This window comes from Nocardia sp. NPDC050435 (assembly GCF_040655395.1).
Classification (GTDB): Bacteria; Actinomycetota; Actinomycetes; order Mycobacteriales; family Mycobacteriaceae; genus Nocardia.
The window spans coordinates 134,500-152,752 of sequence record NZ_JBFAJW010000001.1 but is presented as its reverse complement, the minus strand read 5'-3'; the positions used below and the strand labels follow the sequence as shown (position 1 = coordinate 152,752).

The window sequence follows — 18,253 nt, the reverse complement described above, 5'->3', positions numbered from 1 at the left end:
CGGAGTCGGTTCAAAGCCTCTGCCGCCGAGGATCTGTAGCGGGCGAGGTGGGCGAGGTGGGCGAAGGGGCCGCGTTCGTGCGGCGCAGGTGCCACGATGGTCGATCGTGACCAGCTATGTTCTCGCGATCGATCTCGGAAAGACCGGCTGCCGAGCTTCTCTGCGGGCCGAGGGGCGGCAGATCCGGTACGCCGAAGGGGTGGGGGCTCCCGGCCTGGCCGCCGCGGGCGGTGTCGACGCGGCGCGGCACGCCATCGGGACGGTGCTCGAAACAATCGATCCGCCAGACGGTTTCGCGCTCTTCGTCGGCGCGGCAGGGGCGGCGTCCGCTCCGGAGGCGGCCGCACAGCTCGCCCGGCAGCTGGCCGAGCACGCCGGGGCGAGCACCACGGCGGTCACCTCCGATGCCGTGACCGCCCATGCGGGGGCGCTCGGCGGATCCCCCGGCGTCGTCCTCGCGGCGGGCACCGGGACTGTCGCGACCGCCGTCGACGACGCGGGGCGCTTCACCCGGGTCGACGGCTGGGGTCCGCTGCTCGGCGACGAGGGCAGCGGTGGGTGGATCGGACTGGAAGGGTTGCGGGCCGCGCTGCGCGCCCACGACGGCCGGGGACCGCACACGGCGCTGGTCGCCGCCGTCGGCGAATGCTATGCGATCACACCCGGCGAGTTGCCGAGCTTCCTTGGGCAGCAGGAGAATCCGGCGCTGACGGCAGCGCGGTTCGCACCCGCCGTGGCCGCGGCCGCCACCGACGACGACACAGCGGCCGCCATCATGACCGCCGCGGGCCGGGCACTGGGCCGTTCGGTGCTGGCCGCGATCGAACGGTCCGGCCTGCGCCCACCGGTCCCGTACGCGCTCACCGGCGGACTCGGCAATCTCGGCCCGGCCCTGCTGCACCCGCTCGATCGGCTGATCGACGGTGCCGTCGACCGCCGCACTCCCCTCGGCCAGCCGATCGACGGCGCCGCCCTGCTGGCCGAGGCCACGGCAACCGCATTGGAGTCCTTGATCATTCGAATCCGCTGACAAATATTGACAGCGAGGGTGTGACCACTGACACTTACTTGCAATCGATCCACTGCGCCACCGGGGAGCTGCGATGAACGCACTCAATCTCGCCGTCATCGTCGTCTACCTCGTCACCGTGGCGTGGATCGGTCTGCGGCTGTCGGGCAAGCAGAAATCCAGCACCGACTATTTCGTCGGCGAGGGCCGAATGCTGTGGTGGACGGTGTGTTTCTCGGTCGTGGCGACCGAAACCAGTGTGCTCACGGTGATCTCGATTCCGGGCGGCGCGTACACCGATCAGGGCTTCGGCAATGTCGAACTGGCGATCGGCTACATCATCGGCCGCACGGTCGTCGCGGCCGTGCTGATCCCGCTGTACAAACGCGGCGGTTTCGTCAGCGCCTACCAGTACCTGGAACTGCGCTTCGGCCGTTATCTCCAGGGCGTCGCCTCGGTGACCTTCGTCTTCACCCGGCTGCTCGCCGAGGGCGTGCGGCTGTTCGCCTCGGCGATCCCGATCAAGTTGCTGCTCAGCGAGTTCGGGGTGACCATCGGCTACGACGTCATCATCATCGCTCTGACCTTGGTGACGGTGGTCTACACCTACCTGGGCGGCATCAAGGCGGTGATCTGGACCGACGCGCTCCAGATGGGCCTCTACCTGCTCGGCGCGATCATCGCGATCTGCGTGCTCACCGGCCACGTCGGCGCGGACGGCTACGCGGATGCGCTGCACGCGGGCAAGTTCCGCGTCTTCGACACCGACTTCGACCTGGCGCACATCCTGACCAGCAGCTTCGCCCTGCCGACCGCGATCCTGGGCGGCGCCATCTTCGCCATGGCCTCGCACGGTTCGGACCAGTTGATCGTGCAGCGCATCCTGGCGACGCGGTCGCTGCGCGACAGTCAGAAGGCGATGATCGCCTCCGGCGTCTTCGTGGCCGTGCAGTTCGCGGCGTTCTCCCTGGTCGGCGCGCTGCTGTGGTCCTACAACGACGGCAAGACACCCAAGGAGCTCGGGCTCTCCAGCGCGGACAGCCTCTACCCCGAGTTCATTCTGCACGGGCTGCCGGTGGTGATCTCCGGGCTGCTGGTCGCGGGCATCCTCGGCGCGGCCATGGGTTCGCTGTCCTCGGCGCTCAACTCGATGGCGAATTCGACTGTCGCGGACATCATTCGCAGTTTCAGCCGCGCGACGCTGTCCGACGAGACGATGCTGCGCCTGGCGCGGATCATGACGCTGGTGTGGGCGGTGCTGATGGCGTTGTGCGCCATGGGTTTCAGCGCGACGACCGGCAACGTGTACCTCACGGCGCTGACCATCGCCGGCTACACCTACGGCGCGCTGCTCGGTGCGTTCCTGCTCGGCCGGCTCGTCAAGCGCGCCAATCAGTTCGACGCGATCGTCGCCTTCGTGGTCACGGTGATCGTGATGACGTTCGTGGTGCGCGTGATCAAAATCGATGTCATGGTCGCGGGCACGGTGACCGAAAAGGGCATCGCCGCTCAGTGGCTGGTGCCGATCGGGGTCGTCGTCACCCTGGTCGTCGGCGGGATCACCTCTCGTTTTCATCCCGCTCCCGCTCCGGTCGAGCCCGACGAGGCGCGGGCGGTGGCCTGATGCGCGTCTTGGGCCTGATGTCGGGCACCTCGCACGACGCGATCGATGCGGTCGGCGCGGAGATCGACCTGCGGGATGACACGCTGGAGGTGAATATCGCCGGGCTGCTCAGCCGCCCGTATTCCCCCGGGCTGTGCGCGGAGCTGATCGCCGCGCTGCCGCCGGGTTCGGTCGACATGGCCACGGTGTGCCGCCTCGACACCGCGATCGGCCAGGAATTCGCGGCGGTCGCGGCAGCGGCGAACGCCGAATTCTTCGACGGCGCCGCCGATCTCGTCGCCTCACACGGGCAGACGGTGTACCACTGGGTCGCGCAGGGCGGCACGCACGGCACACTGCAACTCGGACAGCCCGCCTGGATCGCCGAGCGAACGGGCTTGCCCGTCGTCAGCGATTTCCGGGCTCGCGATATCGCGGCAGGCGGCCAGGGCGCCCCGCTGGTCGGGCTGTTCGACGTGCTGTGGCTGGCGGGACGCCCGGGCCGTGCGGCAGCGCTGAACATCGGCGGAATCGCGAACGTGACCGTCACCGGGGACGTTCCGGCGGCCTTCGACACCGGGCCCGGTAACGCGCTCATCGACGCCGCGGTGGCCCTCGTCACCGGCGACCGGGAGCACTTCGATCGCGCGGGCGCTCGCGCCGCACGCGGCAGAATAGACCAGAACCTGCTGAAACAGCTTCTCGCGGAACCCTATTACGTCGAAACGCCGCCCAAATCGACCGGCAAGGAACTGTTCAACCGCGCCTACCTCGAGCGCGTGTTGCGCGGCCGGACGCTCGCGCCCGGCGATATCGTCGCCACTGTGACCGCCCTGACCGCACACACCATCGCCGACGCCCTCGACCCGTACGCGCCCACCGAGGTCATCGCCTCGGGCGGCGGCACCCGCAACCCGGCCCTGCTGGCGACGCTGCGCGCGCGGCTGGGTTCGGCCCGGCTGTGCACCTCCGACGATCTCGGCCTGCCCTCGGCCGCCAAGGAGGCCACCGCCTTCGCCGTGCTGGGTTACCTCACCGTGCACGGTCACACCGGAACGGTCGCCGCCTGCACCGGCGCGACCCACGCCAGCGTGCTCGGCTCGGTCACCCCCGGGGCCAACGGGTTCCCTTGCCGCACCGCGCGAAAGCCGCCGCGCCGACTAACGGTAGAGTGCCGTGGCCCCCGCTGACGACGTCCGGACGCGGCTGCTCGCGGCGATGCCGGGGCTCACCCCCAGCGGGCTCAAGGTCGCGCGCGTGATCCAGGACGATCCGGCCGCCGTCGCCCAGCTGACGGTGAACCAGCTCGCGGAGCGGTCGGCCACCAGCACCTCCGCGGTGGTGCGCCTGGCCAAGACGCTCGGCTACGACGGCTATCCTCAGCTGCGTCTCGCACTCGCCGCCGCCGGAACCGACAGCGGGACACCGGTGTTCGCCACCGACATCGACGCCGACGACGCGCTGTCGAAGGTGCTGCACAAGCTGACCGCGTTCGAGACCGAGGGGATGCTGGCCACCGCCGAGCTCGCCGACCCCGCGACCATGGAGGCCGTCGTCGACGCCCTGGTCGGCGCGCGGCGCGTGCAGCTCATCGGCATCGGGGCGTCCGGGCTCGTGGCCATGGACATGGCGCAGAAGCTCACGCGCATCGGCATGTGGTGCGGCGCCTGCACGTCCGAGGACGACGCGCTGGTGCAGGCCAGCCTGCTCGCGGCCGGCGATGTGCTGCTCGCCTTCTCCCACTCCGGGGAGACCGCCGGAATCGTCGACGCGGTCGAGCGGGCGGGGCGCACCCGCGCGACGACGGTCGCCGTGACGGCCGGCACCCAATCCAAACTCGCTCGCGCGGCGCGCCATACCGTGCTCGTGGCCGGCCGGGAAGACGGCTTCCGTTCCGCGGCGCTGGCGAGCCGGATGAGTCAGCTCCTGATCGTCGACACCCTCTATGTCGGTGTCCTGCAACGCACTCCGAGCGCACACGACGCGCTGCGCCGGACCTACGACGCGGTCGCCGACCGCCGGAAGAAGGAGGTTCGGTGAACCGTCCCCGCCGGATCGCGGCACTGGCCACCGAACTCGCCAATCCGCGCACCGCCGCGCTCGATTCGATGCCGGTCGAGGAGGTGCTGCGCGTCATGAACGCCGAGGACGCGCGCGTGGCTTCGGCTGTGGCGCAGGCGATCCCAGCGATCACCCGCGCGGTCGAACGCATCGTCGCGGCGCGCGAACGCGGTGGACGGTTGATCTACGCCGGGGCCGGCACCAGCGGCAGGCTGGGCGTTCTCGACGCGGTGGAATGCCCGCCGACGTTCGGCACCGATCCCGGTGCGGTGCTCGGCATCATCGCCGGTGGTCCGCGCGCGTTCACCCAGGCGGTCGAAGGCGCGGAGGACGATCCGGCCCGGGCCGAGCAGGACTTGGCCGCGGTGACACTCTCCGCCGCCGACGCCGTGGTGGGTCTGGCGGCGAGCGGTCGCACCCCCTATGTCCTCGGGGCGCTGCGCTACGGGCGCGCGGTCGGCGCGACCACGATCGCGCTCTCGTGCAACCTCGACGCCGAGTCCAGCGCGCTCGCCGACGTGGCCATCGAGATCGACACCGGCCCGGAGGTGCTCACCGGTTCCACCCGGCTCAAGGCCGGTACCGCGCAGAAGATGGTCTGCAACATGCTCTCGACCGCGAGCATGGTCCGCGACGGCCGGGTCTACGGCAACCTCATGGTCGACGTGCGCCCGACCAACGCCAAGCTCGTCGACCGCGCCCGCCGCATCGTCGCCGAGGCCACCGGCGTCGACCTGCCGGCCGCCGCCGCGCTGCTCGACGCCGCCGCCGGACATCCGAAAACGGCGATCGTCATGCAGCTGGCCGGGGTCGACGCGGCGACGGCCCGCACGCTGCTCACCCGATCGAACGGATTCGTGCGCGCGGCCGTGGGCGACTAGCGGGCCGAGCCGGCGCTTTTGCGCTGATTGGCGAGGAAGCGAGCCTTCTTCTCCCGATTCCCGCAGGTGTTCATCTCACACCAGCGGCGGGTGCGACTGCGACTGGTGTCGAAGAAGGCGGCTCGGCAGGTCGGCGAGGCGCACAGCGCCATCCGGCCGTCGCGTTCGCCCGAGACGATGCTGATCGCGTCGGCGGCGATCACGCCGAGCGCGTCTTCCAGATCGGACGCTCCGAGCCGCCATTCCCGCTTGCCCGCGGCGGTGAGAGCCGCCGTTGCCCGGCCTCGCGCGCTGTGTTCGTTGATGATCCGGACGGCGGACCGGGGCAGTGGATCCTGGACCGCGACTGCCGTCGCGGCGGCGTGCACGGCTTCTCGCAGCCGGCGCGCGAGTTCGAGCTGGTCGGGCGTGCAGGACGCCACCGCCAAGCCGTTGACCGCCAGCCAATCCAGGAGTCGCCGCGGCGTGGGAATGCGCTCCACCGGCTCGCCGCGGCGTTCGGTGAGCGTGGCCGTGAAGCTCGTCGCCAGCACGCTGCCGAGGCGGAAATCGGGGAACTCTGCGGACATGGAACCACCATAGCCGGTTGCGGCTCGGAGACGAGACATGTTAGAACCGTCTTAGCCGGTTCCACCGAACACAGGAGGTTTCATGCCTGCTTCGACGAGTGCTGTCCACGCCTTCCAGGCCCACGCCACCGACGCCGAACTCGACGATCTGCGCGCGCGACTGGCGGCGACCCGGCTACCGGAGCCGGAAACGGTCGTCCGGCCCGCACCCGACCCGCACCGCTGGGACCAGGGCGTCCCGCTCGCCGACCTCAGCGACCTGCTGCACTACTGGCGCACCGAATACGACTGGCGCGCATTCGAGGCGCGGCTCGATCACCTCGGCCAGTTCCGCACGACCATCGACGGCCTGGGCATCCATTTCCTGCACCGCCGATCCGCCCGCGCGGACGCCACTCCCCTGCTGCTGACGCACGGCTGGCCGGGCAGCGTCGCCGAATTCGCCGACATCGCCGAGGAACTGGCGGATCCGAAAGCCGAAGGCGCACCGGCGTTTCACGTCGTGATCCCCGCCCTGCCCGGCTTCGGTTACAGCGACAAGCCGGCCACCACCGGGTGGGGCGTCGGGAAGATCGCCGCCGCCTGGGTGGAGCTGATGCACCGGCTCGGCTACGACGAGTTCGTGGCCCACGGCGGCGACTGGGGCGGGGTGATCACCACGGTTCTCGGCGGCAGGTTCCCGGACCAGGTGCTGGGCATCCACACGCTGACACCGCAGGCGCCGCCCGGCCTGAGCACCGCCGGGCTCACCGCCGCCGAGCGCGCGTGGGTCGAACAGACCCGGGCGTTCTGGAACGGGCCCCGCGCGGCCTACGCGAAGCAGCAGGCGTCGCGGCCGCAGACCATCGGCTACTCGCTGGTCGACTCGCCCGCGGGTCTACTCGCCTGGATCCTGGACAAGTTCGCCGAGTGGACCGACAACGTGGACAGCCTGTTTGAAACCATCTCGCGCGACCGGATTCTCGACACCGTCACGCTGTATTGGCTGACGCGCAGCGGCGCGTCGTCGGCACGGATCTACTACGAAAGCCACGGCGGGATCAACGCGTTCGACCCCGGGCTGCGCGTCGAGGTCCCGGCGGCGATCAGTGTGTATCCCCGCGATATCGAGAAGGCTCCGCGCCCGTGGGCGCAGGAGCGCTACCGGCGGATCGTCCACTGGAACACCCCGCCCCGGGGCGGCCACTTCCCCTCGCTCGAGGTTCCCGAGTATTTCGTCGCCGACCTCCAGCAGGGCCTGGCCGCCGTGCTGGCCGCCGGACGCTGAGGAGCCTGCCGCCAATCTGCTGAAACCGGTTCCCAATCCAGCCCTCTTCAAATACGATGCACCACGCAACGTATTACCGGTGGCGGTATCGCCACACACGAGAAGAGGTCCCGTCAGTGCTGACGCCCCAAGACGAACTGCTGTGTCATCAGCTACCCACCACGTTCGATCACGTCCAGCAGAGCGATCTGCGCTGGACCGAACGCGTGGTCATGTACGGCTTCGACACCACCGGCACGGTGAGCATCATGACCGGCCTGGCGCGCTACCCCAATCGGGACGTGAGCGACGCCTACGCGATGATCACCGTCGGCGGCAAGCAGGCGCACGTGGTGCGCCTGTCCCGCGAAATCGGCGGACGCTACGACGATTTGGGGTCGTGGCAGGTCGGCCCGTATCGCTACGAGGTGATCGAACCGCTGCGCAAAGTCCACGCCCGCCTCGGCGACAACGACAGCGGCATCGCGCTGCAACTGGACTTCGAAGGCGAATTCCCCGCCTACGAACAGGAACCCGCGTTCTTCCGCAGTCGCGGCCGGGTGCGCGAGGACGCGCGCCGGTACTACCAGAACGGCCGCATCTCCGGCTGGTTCGAGGTGGACGGAAAGCGCACCGAGATCGATCCGGAAACCTGGTGGTTCGGGCGCGACCACTCCTGGGGCACCCGGCACGGCGGAGGCGGCGGCAGCCTCGGGGAGGGCGAGGATCTGCGGCCGGGCGACGTGCCCGACGGCGTCCTCTACTACATGGGCATCTTCGAATTCGAGGACGAGCTGGTGCATTTCGCCCAGCGCGAGACCGCCGACGGGCAGCGCTGGCACTTCGAGGGAAACGTGCTGCCGCGCCTGGGTTCCACCGGATCGGTCACGCCCATCGTGCGCACCGACCACGCGCTGACCTTCCGGGACGACTTCCGCATCGTCAGCGGCGGCAGCTTCACCGCGCACGACGCCGACGGGCGGGCGCGCGAATTCGCCGTCACCCCGATCTCGGATTTCTGGCCCGGCATCGCCGGCTACGACCGCTACCGCGGCTACGCCTCCGGGATGTGGCGGGGCGAGACCTGGCGCGACCACTTCGTCGCGGACCTCACCGACACGGCCGATCTGCGGCCGGCGAGCATGCTGTCGGAGACGTTCTGCCGGGTCGAGTGCGCGGGGAAGGTCGGCTACGGCTTGGTCGAGATGGTGTTCATGGGTCGCAACGCACGGTACGGGTACGAGGGGTACGGATCGTGAGCGTCGCCCGGCCGGCTCCCGAGGAGATCCCGGCGCTGCTCGAGCCTCAGGTGCGCCGCTATCTACCCGGCACCGGAAAGGCCCGGATCCGCGACTTCGCCCGCACGGCACGGGGTTTCGCGACCGAGACCTACCTGTTCGAGGTCGAGGACGGATTCGGGGCGGTGCCGCTGGTCCTGCGGCGGCCACCGGAAGACGCCCTGTTTCCCGACTACGATCTGCTGCGCCAGGTCCTGGTCATGCAACGACTGGCGGACACTCCGATTCCGGTGCCCACCGTCGCGTGGCTCGAGCGCGGTGACGCCCAGCTCGGCAGCCCCTACTTCGTCATGAACCGGCTCGAGGGCGAGGCGCCCAGCGATTTCCCGTCGTATCACACCGCGGGAAACTACTTCGACGCCGAACCCGCCGATCGCACGCGGATGTGGTGGGGCTGCGTGGACATGATGGCCGCGATCCACCGGCTGGATTGGCGGGCACTGCGATTGGGTTTCCTGATGCCCGGCCCGCAGGACACCAATCCGGTGCGGCAGATCGTCCACTACCTGGACACCGCGCTGGACTGGGCGTGCGGGGGCGAGCAGCCGCGGATCTATCGGCGCGCGATCGAGTACCTGCGTGCGAACCAGTACACGCCCGAACACATCACCCTGTGCTGGGGCGACGCGCGCATGTCGAACATCCTCTACGACACCGAGTTCCGGGTCAGCGGGGTGCTCGACTGGGAGATCGCCTACCTCGGCGATCACGAGGCCGATCTGGCCTGGATGCTCTTCCTCGAATGGGCCAGCACCGAATTCGAGGGCCGCGCGCCGCTGCCCGGCACCCCGAGCCGCGCGGAAACGATCGCCCACTACGAACAGCGCAGCGGTCTGCCGGTGCGCAACCTGCGCTACAACGAGATCCTCGCCGCGGTGCTGCTCTCGATCCCATTGCTGCGCATGGCACATCGCGTGCAGCTGCCGCCGGAGATGAACATCACCGGTTTCTGCACCGCGCGCCTCGAACAGTTGCTGGGTTGACCGCGCCCGTTCGGCACACCATTTTTCACGTTAGTTAGGGAATTACATGACCATTCATCATCGGCTCGTGCGCCTCACCGCTGCCGCTGCCGTAGCAAGCGTTCTCGCGGCCGGCGTGCAGGCGACGGCCACCGCCCAGCCCGCACCCGCGAACACCGGATCATCCAGCGGCTCCGCCGATTCCGGCGACAACGCCGCGCCCAGACTGGCTTCGGTCGACAACTTCCGCGATGTCGGCGGCCTCGGATCCGGATACCCGGCCGGCAGTGGTGAGCGCGTGCGCCAGGGCGTCTTCTACCGCTCGAACGTTTTCACCACGAGCGACGCCGACCTGGCCACGCTGCGCTCACTGCGGCTGGCCGCCGTCTACGACCTGCGCGGGCCCGCGGAGATCGCGGCGAAACCGGACCGGCTGCCCGACGGCGTGGCCTACCGGAACATCCCGATCCTGAGCGGCAATATCGAAGAGGAGGCGGGCGCGGTTCGCAGCCAGGAGGAAGCTCGCGAACTCGCCCGCAACGTCTACCGGACCTTCGTGACCGGTTCGAGTGAGCGAGCCGCCATCGGCGAGCTGCTCACCGCGCTGGCCACCACGCCCGGCCGCCAGGTCTTCCACTGCAACGCGGGCAAGGACCGCACCGGCTGGGTCGCCGCCACCCTGCTCGGCCTGGCCGGCGTCGCCCGCGAGACGATCATGGCCGACTTCCTGCTCACCAACGAGTTCTCGGCGAAGTCGATCAAGGCGCGACGCGACCAGATCGTGGCGCAGTACGGCGAAGCCGCCGCCCAGATCTTCGACCCCATCCTCGGCGTCGAAGCCACCTTCCTCGAAGCCGCCTGGGCCCGCATGGATCAGGACTACGGCTCGGTCGAGAAGTACGTCACCACCGGCCTCGGCCTCACCCCCACCACCGCCGCCCAACTGCGCTCCAAGCTCCTGAGCTGAGCATCCAGTGCTCGCCCCGGGCAGCGTCGCCCGGGGCGAGCACTCCCCCACCGTCCCGCCCCAATGCAAACCGGTCGGTCGAATTGCGCTCGGTTCCGGCATCGGCTCCCAGCACACGATTTCACCGCGACGGCCGATTCCTGCGTCGATCCACTCGCGCAGCCCGGAGGGCAGTTCGTCCTCGGGGTCCAGGCCGGCGAAACCGGCGCGCAGGTCGAGCAGCGCTGCCGCACTGTCGTTCATCCTCATCGAGAGCACGAGGCGGCCGTCAATGGGTGAGGGGGCGGAGGCGGAGGATGGTGTGGGTGGTGGCGTAGGTGTAGTTGCCCTTGCCGTGGGTGGTGAGGTGGCCGGGGCCGGTGAGGGCGGGGCGGTTGGCGGTGATGGCGAGGAAGGGGATGTCCCAGGTGGGGGTGCCGGTGTGGAGGTCCAGGGCCCAGAGGCCGGCGGCGTCGGAGAAGAGGGCGGTGTGGCCGTCGCCGGCCAGGAGTCCGCCGTAGCGGAGGTTTTCGGTGCGCCACAGGCGGGTGCCGGTGCGGAGGTCGAGGCCGGTCAGGGTGCGGGCGTTGCTGTCTTCCAGGAGGGCGATGTCGCCGAGGATGGCGGACGCGGTGCCGGTGGTGGTGTTGTTGTACTCCGCGCGTGGGGCGGTGACCAGGTCGGGGCTGGTCCAGAGGCGGGCGCCGGTGCGGCGGTCGTGGGCGCCGTCGGCGAGCAGGAGGGGGACGGTGTCGTCGGTGGGGTTGTCGATCGAAAGATGGTGGGCGACCGGGCTTTCGGTGGTGGCGAGCGTGCGGCCCGTGCGGTCGAGGACGGCGGTGCCCTCGGTCTGGTCACCGCGGCAGGCGGCGCGCGGCAGCACGACCAGGGCGCCGAGGGTTTCGGTGGCGTCGGAGCAGCCCACCGCGCGCTCGTGCCAGGTCGGTTTTCCGGTGGCGAGGTCGAAGCCGGCGATGTCGCCACCGAGGGTGAACACGCCCTGGCCGTGGGCGACGTCCAAGGATTCGGAGACCGGGTCTTCCCAGAGTGCGCCCATCTCGTAGGGCTGGGTCCAGTACGCGTCCGGGTCGGCGAGCGTTCCGGCGTGGACGCGCACATCGTCGGATTCGACGTCGCCCTCGGCGAGATAGATTCGATCGTCGAAGGTCTGGAGGGCGAAGGTGAGAAAGTCGACCGGGGTGCGGGTGACCGTGCCGGTCTCGACGTCGTAGCCGACCAGTTCCTCGAAGGTGTAGCAGACGATCTGGCCGTCGACCGGAGTGAGTCCGCAGCCGCGGAGGTCGGCGGCGGGAGCCTGCCAGCGCCGCGCACCGGTGGCGGCGTCGATGCCGACGAGCAGCGGGTCCCGCAGCCCCGAGTAGTCGCCGTCCGGTGACCCGAGCACCGTCACCAGGGTGGCACCGGCCTCGATGAATCCCGGTGAACCCCAATCCAATGCGGTGCCCTCGCGGGGGTGGCGGAACTCCGCGTCCGCCCGCCCGTAGTCGGCGGCGCCGAGCGACCAGGCGAGCCCGGGAGCGGCGTCCGAAGTGCCGGTGATCTTGCGCGTCGTGTCCTCGGGCTGCGTGAGCACGACGATCGCGGCGGTGCTGGTGACGACGGCGGCGGTGGCGGCGAGCATGAGGTTGCGCAGGCCGGGGATCATCGCGTCACCTCGAAACCGGGATTCGTGGCGATCGCCTCCAGCAGTTCGTACGGCAGCGCCTCCTCGGGCGCCTCGGCGGAGCTGACCACGATTTCCACCCCGGACGGCCGGGTGACGGTGACCGTGCGCCCCATGCGCATCGGAGCGCCGGACCCGATTGTCGTGCCCTGCCATTGCTCGGTCTCTACCACCGCCCCGTCCGGCAAGGAGCGCGCGCGACTGTTCGACGGACGATCCGGCATCGGGCGCCCGGTGCTGATCGACACGCTGAGCCGCGAGGGCCGATCGGGCGTGGTCACCCGAACTACCTGGCACACACCGCCGGTGTCGGCCGGTAAGAGCGCACCGAGCGGACGATCGAGGGTGAGCTCGCCGAGTGGGATCCCGGCAAGCACCGCGTCCCATCGGCGCGCCTGAGCCCGGTCGATCACCGGAGCGGAATCGGCGTACCCACAGGATTCGGGCGGACCGGACGTGCCGGGCGGGATGGGCGCGGTGGTGCCGAGTCCGGCGGCGGTGGCCAGCGCGACGAGTTCCTCGCCGGTCAGCACGATGGCGCGGATACCGCCGTCGGTCCCGTCGGAGGCGCTCGCGTGCACGACCGAGCCGTCGGGCAGATAGGCCGTGGCGGTGCGGGTCAGGGTTCGCCCTCCGCCCAGCTCGTACCAGGTGTCATGGAGGTCGACGGTCGTGCCGTCGGGCAGGCGCCGCCGCTCGTCGAGCGCACCGGCGACGCACGGCGGGACCGGCTCGCCGGACTGCCGGACGGTCACCGACAGCGACCCGACCCGGCCGCCGCGCAGCAGCGTGGCGCGCGCGTCGGTGAAACCGCCGAGCGACTGCGTGCCATCACCGAGAATCGGCTGGAATATCAGCGATGCGTCCACCGGGGCGAACGCGATCTCGACATCGCCGGGCAGCGCGGCCCGCAGCGCCTGCGTCATCGCACCGGCTTTGGGCCCGGAGAACCACGGGTAGGACGGATTGTCGTACTCGCGTGTGCCGGCGAAGGCCATCCCGACCGTCCGGTCTTCCTGCGGCGGCTCGACCACCTCACACCCCGGGATCCGCACCGGATAGGTGGCTGTCGGCGTGACGTAGGTGTATTCGGGCTCCGGCGGCTCCGTGGTAGCCGGAACCGGCGTGACCGGCGCGGTCGTCAACTCCGGCTCCCGTTCGTGCAGCAACCCGGCGAGCAGATAGGCGGCCGCGACGACGGCAACACAGGTCAGCACCACTGTCCACCGGGTCACGGCGGCCGAGGGCGCGCGCACCTCCCGCTCGTCACCGTCATCCATGATCTGCATTCTGTCGAACCCCGCGCCGCCACACAAAACCCTTGTGCCGGGGGCACATTGCGGCACGGGGTCGCTCTTGCTGCGCCGGTACCCAGAAATCTAGCAACGCTAGACAATCTAGCCACGCCAGTGTTACTGTTGCTCCAGTTCCTAGCGTTGCTAGATTCCGAGTAGAGGGAAGATCGACATGCTTATCGTCGCCGGCCAGATCGTTGCCGTTGCCGCCGTTCTCGCCAACGCCGTCGTCTACGGCACCGATGTCTGCGGGGCCGTGATCATGCGGTCGGTGTACCGCAGGCTCGATGACGCGACGGTGACCATCAGCGCGGGCTGGGGGCACTACTACGGCGACAAGCGCATGCCGGTCGTCGGGGTGACCGGTGTGGTCACCGCGGTGCTCACCGTGTTGATCGCAGTGCTGGCCGGGCAGATCGGCGCCGCGGTCGCGGCGGGAGTCGCGGTGGCGGCGCTGGTCACCTGGCTCGCCCTCTACGCCCGCATCGCCAAGCCGATCAACACCCAGCAGACCGCCGCCGCGCGGAGCGGCGTCATCCCGGCCAATGCCCGTGCCCTGCAGGACAAGTGGGACAGCATCCTGAAGTACCGGGTCAGCCTCCAGTTCCTCGCCCTCGCCGGACTGTGCGTCGCACTGATCCTGCTCTGACCAGACCCCCGACATCACCATCCAAGGAGTAGTGCCATGACCTTCACCAGCAACGAGCAGCAGTTCCTCGCGGAGGCCGGGATCGGCCGCCTGGCCACGGTGTCGCCCGACGGCGTCGTGCAGAACAACCCGACCGGCTACCGGGTGAACGCCGACGGCACGATCGACATCGGCGGCATGCAGATGCGCACCAGCCGCAAGTACCGCAATGTCGAGGCGGGCAGCCAGGTGTCGTTCGTCGTGGACGAGCAGGTCTCGATGGATCCGTACGTGATCCGCGGTGTCGAGGTGCGCGGCAAGGCCGAGGCGCTCGAGGACCAGGAGCCGCCGTTCCCGCACCAGGAGCGCGCGATCATCCGGATTCGCCCCGAGCGGATCATCTCCTGGGGCATCGACGGCGGCTCCTTCGACTTCGCGGGGCGCGCCGCGGGCTAGCCACGAGACAGCACGCGAAAAAGGCGTTCCCGGCACACCGGGTACGCCCTTTTCGTGTTCCACCCCCGGGAAACATTGCTGCACAGCGGTTCTGTGCGTCCCCGGCCCGCTGTCCGGAACACGCGCCGACCGGCCGCCGGACGAAATCAATTGGGACGTTTCGGGATTCTCGGCTCCCGTTCGGCGCGGCGCGGATCCAGCGGCCACGCCCGACCATTACCGTTGGGCACCAACGCGAAAGGAGCTCGATCCCGGTTCCCCCGATCCACCTCCGTCGTGCCGCTGACGAATTGTGCTCCGAGGTCGGCCGCTCGAAGCGAGTCGCGCACGAGGCGCGTGTGATCCGCAATATCGCAGTATCTTTCGCCGCGACGAATATGGTCAACAGTCCAACGCCAGAATAAATCGCTTGGTGATGAGGTGCCCGACGTGGCGCCAAGCGTCGGCCGGTCGGTCGTGTATATACATGCATGTCCTGCGCGCGGAACAACTCTGCCGCCGCGCCCAGGTGCCTTTCCGCATGCCTGAATGTCGTTCGTCCCGTGTGGCCACAGCTGATTCAGGAGGTTCGAAGGTCGATGAGTAACGAAGAATTATCGGGGCGTCCGTCGACTCTGGCGGACGTCCTGCTCCGTCGCGCTGCCGAACAACCCGCGCAGGTCGCCTACACCTTTCTCGACGGGCGCGGCGGGCGCGAGGTCGAGAATTACGCCCTGCTGCTGAACCGTGTGCTCGACCTGGCGGCCCGGCTGGGGAAAATCAGCGCACCCGGTGATCGAATTCTGCTGCTCTGCCCACCGGGCCCGGACATGGTGCACGCCTTTTTCGCCTGCCTGCTGACCCGGCGCGTGGCCGTGCCGCTGTATGTGCCGACCTCGCAACGACATTCCGACACCGTGGCCGCGATCGCACGCGACAGCGGCGCCGTCGCCGTCCTGGCTCCCGCTGCCGCGGCGGCGGTGGCGCGCGAGCTGCTGAGCTGGCCCGACGAGCGGATCATCGACACCACGGCGGCCGAGGGCGAGCCGTCCCCGCAGCCGCTGGACGCGCCGCTGCCCGGGGCCGACGACGTGACGCACCTGCAATACACCTCCGGTTCCACCGGCTCCCCGAAAGGCGTGGTGGTGCGCCACCGCAACCTCGTGGACAATCTCGATTGCCTCCGGCGCGCACTCGGGCACACCGAAAGCACCGCGGCCGTGCACTGGCTGCCGCCCTCGCACGACATGGGCCTGATTCTGGGAATTCTGCTGCCATTGTTCGTGGGATATCCGGTGACGCTCATGGCCCCGGAAACCTTTCTGCGCAGGCCCCTGCTCTGGTTGCGCGAGATCGCGCAACAGCCGAATACCACTGCGGGCGGACCGAATCTGGCCTACGGAATCTGCGCCGAACGGATATCGGACGCCGAGGCGGACGAACTGGACCTGTCGCGCTGGAATGTGGCGTTCGTCGGTGCCGAACCGGTGAATCCCACGGTGCTGTCGACCTTCGCCGACAAGTTCGCCCGCAGCGGATTTCGCCGGGAAAGCTTCTTTCCCGGTTACGGGCTCGCCGAGGCCACCCTGTATGTCGGCGGCGGGCCGGTCGGATCCGGTGTCCGCACACGCGAGTTCGCGAACGAGGATCTGGAAAATGGTCTCGTCACGCAGAATTCGACGGGCCGGGAACTGGTCGACTACGGCCCGGTCCGGGCCGGGACGGGGGCGATAGTCGATCCCGTCACCCTGCGCCGCGCCGATCCGGGCCGCGTCGGCGAACTCTGGCTGCACGGCCCGAGCGTCACCACGGGCTACTGGAACAAAGCCGAGGAAAGCGCGCACACTTTCGCTGCCGAAATCGCCGGTGAAAACGGCACGACATATCTGCGGACCGGAGATCTCGGATTTCTGGTCGAGGGAAATCTGTTCCTCTGCGGGCGGCTCAAAGAGCTGATGATCATCAACGGGCGGAATCTGTTCCCGCAGGACATCGAATGGACCGTCGAATCCGCGCACCCGGGCCTGCGCCGCGGCGGTTGCGCCGCACTGTCCGTCGAGATCCACGGCGAGGAGCGGCTGGTCGTCGTCCAGGAACTCGACGACGCCGCCGACACCGCCGCCCTGGAGGAGTCGATCCGGTCCGCGGTCAGCCGGGACCACGCCGTCGCGCTGTATCGCGTGCTGTTCGTCGACAGAGGCCAGGTGCTCAAGACCACCAGCGGCAAGATCCGCCGGTCGCATCTGCGCCACCTGTACGCCGACGCATTCGAATCGAGGGCCATATGAGCCAGCCGCAGGACGACGCCGACACCACCACCGTATTCCTGCACTGGGCCCAGCAGCGCCTGGGACTCGATGCCGTGGACCCGCGCACCCCGCTCACCGCGCTCGGCCTGGACTCGGTGAAGGCCGCCGAGCTGCTGACCATCCTCGAGGACCGCTTCGGCGTCGAGCTCTCCGCCGAGGACATCTACGGCGGCATGTGCGTCGCCGACCTGGTCACGGCCGTCACCGAACACGGTGCGCCCGGCGGCCACCCGGTACCGGCCGCTCCCCTGCTCCGCCCGGCCGGCGCCGGTCTGGACTTCGGCCTGTTCTTCTTCGCCAGCGACGCACAGCACGCCGACGCACAGCGCTACCAGCTGCTGTTCGACAGCGCCCGCTTCGCCGACGCGCACGGCTTCAGCTCGATCTGGTTGCCCGAGCGCCACTTCCACAAGTTCGGCGGCCTGTACCCGAACCCGGCCGTGCTCGGCGCGGCGCTGGCCGCGATCACGCGACGGGTGCGGATCCGGGCCGGCAGCGTGGTGCTGCCGCTGCACAACCCGGTGCGGGTGGCCGAGGACTGGTCGGTGGTCGACAACCTCTCCGACGGCCGCGTGGACGTCGCCTTCGCCACCGGCTGGAACCCCGACGATTTCGTGCTCGCGCCGCACGACTACGTCACCCGCGTCGAGGCCACCCGCTCCGGCATGGAGACGGTGCGGCGGCTCTGGCGCGGCGCGTCGGTCACGCTGCCGAACGGCGTGGGCGAACCGCGCCCGGTGCGCATCTTCCCCACCCCGATCCAGCCGGAGCTGGCCACCTGGGTGACGTGCAGCGGCGGCGTCGAACGCTTCGAGATGGCCGGCGAACTCGGCGCGAATGTGCTGACCGCACTGCTCTTCCAGAGCGTCGACGAACTGGCGGACAAGATCACCGCCTTCCGCAAGGCCCGCGCCCGCCACGGGCACGACGCCGACGCGGGCAAGGTCACGGTCATGCTGCACACCTTCGTCGGAGCCGACGAGGCCGCGGTGCGCGACACCGTGCGGGGGCCGTTCCGCAGCTACCTCGCGGATTCGGTCGACCTGTGGCGGCGCGGCGCGGAGTCGCTCGACGCCTTGGACGATCGTTCGCGAAACAAGGTGCTGGACTTCGCTTTCGAGCGCTACTACCGCACCAACGGCCTCTTCGGCACCCCCGAATCGGCGCTGTCGATGGTCGAGAGCCTGCGCCAGGCGGGCGCCGGCGAGATCGCCAGCCTCATCGATTTCGGTGTGGCCGCGCCGACGGTGCTCGACGGCCTCGAATCGCTGGCCGCCCTCGCGGGCAAAGCACGTTCGCTGTGAGTTCCGGATCTTCAGGAGGCGGG

General features: G+C 69.5%; 16 protein-coding genes. 13 read left to right on the top strand and 3 right to left on the bottom strand.

The window, feature by feature from the left end; translation table 11 throughout:
* Positions 1-106: 106 nt before the first annotated feature.
* From AB0I43_RS00665 to murQ, 5 genes are all read left to right on the top strand, one after another.
* Positions 107-1,030: a BadF/BadG/BcrA/BcrD ATPase family protein gene (locus AB0I43_RS00665; RefSeq protein ID WP_356977430.1), complete on the top strand. Its 924-nt coding sequence runs from the start codon at positions 107-109 to the stop codon at positions 1,028-1,030.
* A gap of 73 nt (positions 1,031-1,103) precedes the next feature.
* A complete protein-coding gene (locus AB0I43_RS00660; protein ID WP_356977432.1) occupies positions 1,104-2,633 on the top strand; it encodes a sodium:solute symporter in 1,530 nt (509 codons plus the stop codon).
* The gene (locus tag AB0I43_RS00655) at positions 2,633-3,802 is read left to right on the top strand and encodes an anhydro-N-acetylmuramic acid kinase (protein WP_356977434.1); all 1,170 of its coding nucleotides are present in this window, start codon (positions 2,633-2,635) and stop codon (positions 3,800-3,802) included. The genes AB0I43_RS00660 and AB0I43_RS00655 overlap by 1 nt, the downstream gene beginning before the upstream one ends.
* Positions 3,789-4,652, top strand: a complete 864-nt coding sequence (locus AB0I43_RS00650) for a MurR/RpiR family transcriptional regulator (protein WP_356977436.1) — start codon at positions 3,789-3,791, stop codon at positions 4,650-4,652. The genes AB0I43_RS00655 and AB0I43_RS00650 overlap by 14 nt, the downstream gene beginning before the upstream one ends.
* Positions 4,649-5,554: an N-acetylmuramic acid 6-phosphate etherase gene (gene murQ / locus AB0I43_RS00645; RefSeq protein ID WP_356977438.1), complete on the top strand. Its 906-nt coding sequence runs from the start codon at positions 4,649-4,651 to the stop codon at positions 5,552-5,554. The genes AB0I43_RS00650 and murQ overlap by 4 nt, the downstream gene beginning before the upstream one ends.
* Here the strand turns inward: murQ and AB0I43_RS00640 are convergent.
* A complete protein-coding gene (locus AB0I43_RS00640) occupies positions 5,551-6,123 on the bottom strand; it encodes a CGNR zinc finger domain-containing protein (RefSeq protein ID WP_356977439.1) in 573 nt (190 codons plus the stop codon). The two genes, murQ and AB0I43_RS00640, sit on opposite strands and share 4 nt — an antisense overlap.
* 82 nt (positions 6,124-6,205) lie before the next feature.
* Here AB0I43_RS00640 and AB0I43_RS00635 point away from each other — a divergent pair, with 82 nt between their 5' ends.
* The 4 genes from AB0I43_RS00635 to AB0I43_RS00620 all read left to right on the top strand — a co-directional run bounded on the left by AB0I43_RS00635 (position 6,206) and on the right by AB0I43_RS00620 (position 10,596).
* Entirely contained in the window at positions 6,206-7,390 is a 1,185-nt protein-coding gene (locus AB0I43_RS00635) for an epoxide hydrolase (protein ID WP_356977442.1), read from the top strand.
* A gap of 116 nt (positions 7,391-7,506) precedes the next feature.
* Entirely contained in the window at positions 7,507-8,628 is a 1,122-nt protein-coding gene (locus AB0I43_RS00630; RefSeq protein ID WP_356977444.1) for a hypothetical protein, read from the top strand.
* The gene (locus tag AB0I43_RS00625) at positions 8,625-9,650 is read left to right on the top strand and encodes a phosphotransferase family protein (RefSeq protein ID WP_356977446.1); all 1,026 of its coding nucleotides are present in this window, start codon (positions 8,625-8,627) and stop codon (positions 9,648-9,650) included. The genes AB0I43_RS00630 and AB0I43_RS00625 overlap by 4 nt, the downstream gene beginning before the upstream one ends.
* A 46-nt stretch (positions 9,651-9,696) precedes the next feature.
* Positions 9,697-10,596 carry a tyrosine-protein phosphatase gene (locus AB0I43_RS00620; RefSeq protein ID WP_356977447.1) on the top strand — a complete coding sequence of 300 codons (900 nt, stop codon included), beginning with the start codon at positions 9,697-9,699 and terminating at the stop codon, positions 10,594-10,596.
* Positions 10,597-10,864: 268 nt separating this feature from the next.
* Here AB0I43_RS00620 and AB0I43_RS00615 read toward each other — a convergent pair whose 3' ends face one another.
* A complete protein-coding gene (locus tag AB0I43_RS00615; protein WP_356977448.1) occupies positions 10,865-12,241 on the bottom strand; it encodes a PQQ-binding-like beta-propeller repeat protein in 1,377 nt (458 codons plus the stop codon).
* The gene (locus AB0I43_RS00610; RefSeq protein ID WP_356977450.1) at positions 12,238-13,539 is read right to left on the bottom strand and encodes a hypothetical protein; all 1,302 of its coding nucleotides are present in this window, start codon (positions 13,537-13,539) and stop codon (positions 12,238-12,240) included. Before AB0I43_RS00610 ends, AB0I43_RS00615 begins: the two co-directional genes overlap by 4 nt.
* 187 nt (positions 13,540-13,726) lie before the next feature.
* On the opposite strand from AB0I43_RS00610, the gene AB0I43_RS00605 reads away from it, so the two are divergent.
* From AB0I43_RS00605 to AB0I43_RS00590, 4 genes are all read left to right on the top strand, one after another.
* Complete coding sequence (locus AB0I43_RS00605; RefSeq protein WP_356977452.1) at positions 13,727-14,203, top strand: DUF1772 domain-containing protein; 477 nt, start codon at positions 13,727-13,729, stop codon at positions 14,201-14,203.
* Positions 14,204-14,239: 36 nt separating this feature from the next.
* Positions 14,240-14,638, top strand: coding sequence for a PPOX class F420-dependent oxidoreductase (locus AB0I43_RS00600; protein WP_356977454.1), 399 nt, complete (start codon positions 14,240-14,242; stop codon positions 14,636-14,638).
* A 578-nt stretch (positions 14,639-15,216) separates the two neighbouring features.
* A complete protein-coding gene (locus AB0I43_RS00595) occupies positions 15,217-16,905 on the top strand; it encodes a fatty acyl-AMP ligase (protein ID WP_356977456.1) in 1,689 nt (562 codons plus the stop codon).
* Positions 16,902-18,230 carry a MupA/Atu3671 family FMN-dependent luciferase-like monooxygenase gene (locus tag AB0I43_RS00590; protein ID WP_356977458.1) on the top strand — a complete coding sequence of 443 codons (1,329 nt, stop codon included), beginning with the start codon at positions 16,902-16,904 and terminating at the stop codon, positions 18,228-18,230. Before AB0I43_RS00595 ends, AB0I43_RS00590 begins: the two co-directional genes overlap by 4 nt.
* Positions 18,231-18,253 lie beyond the last annotated feature (23 nt).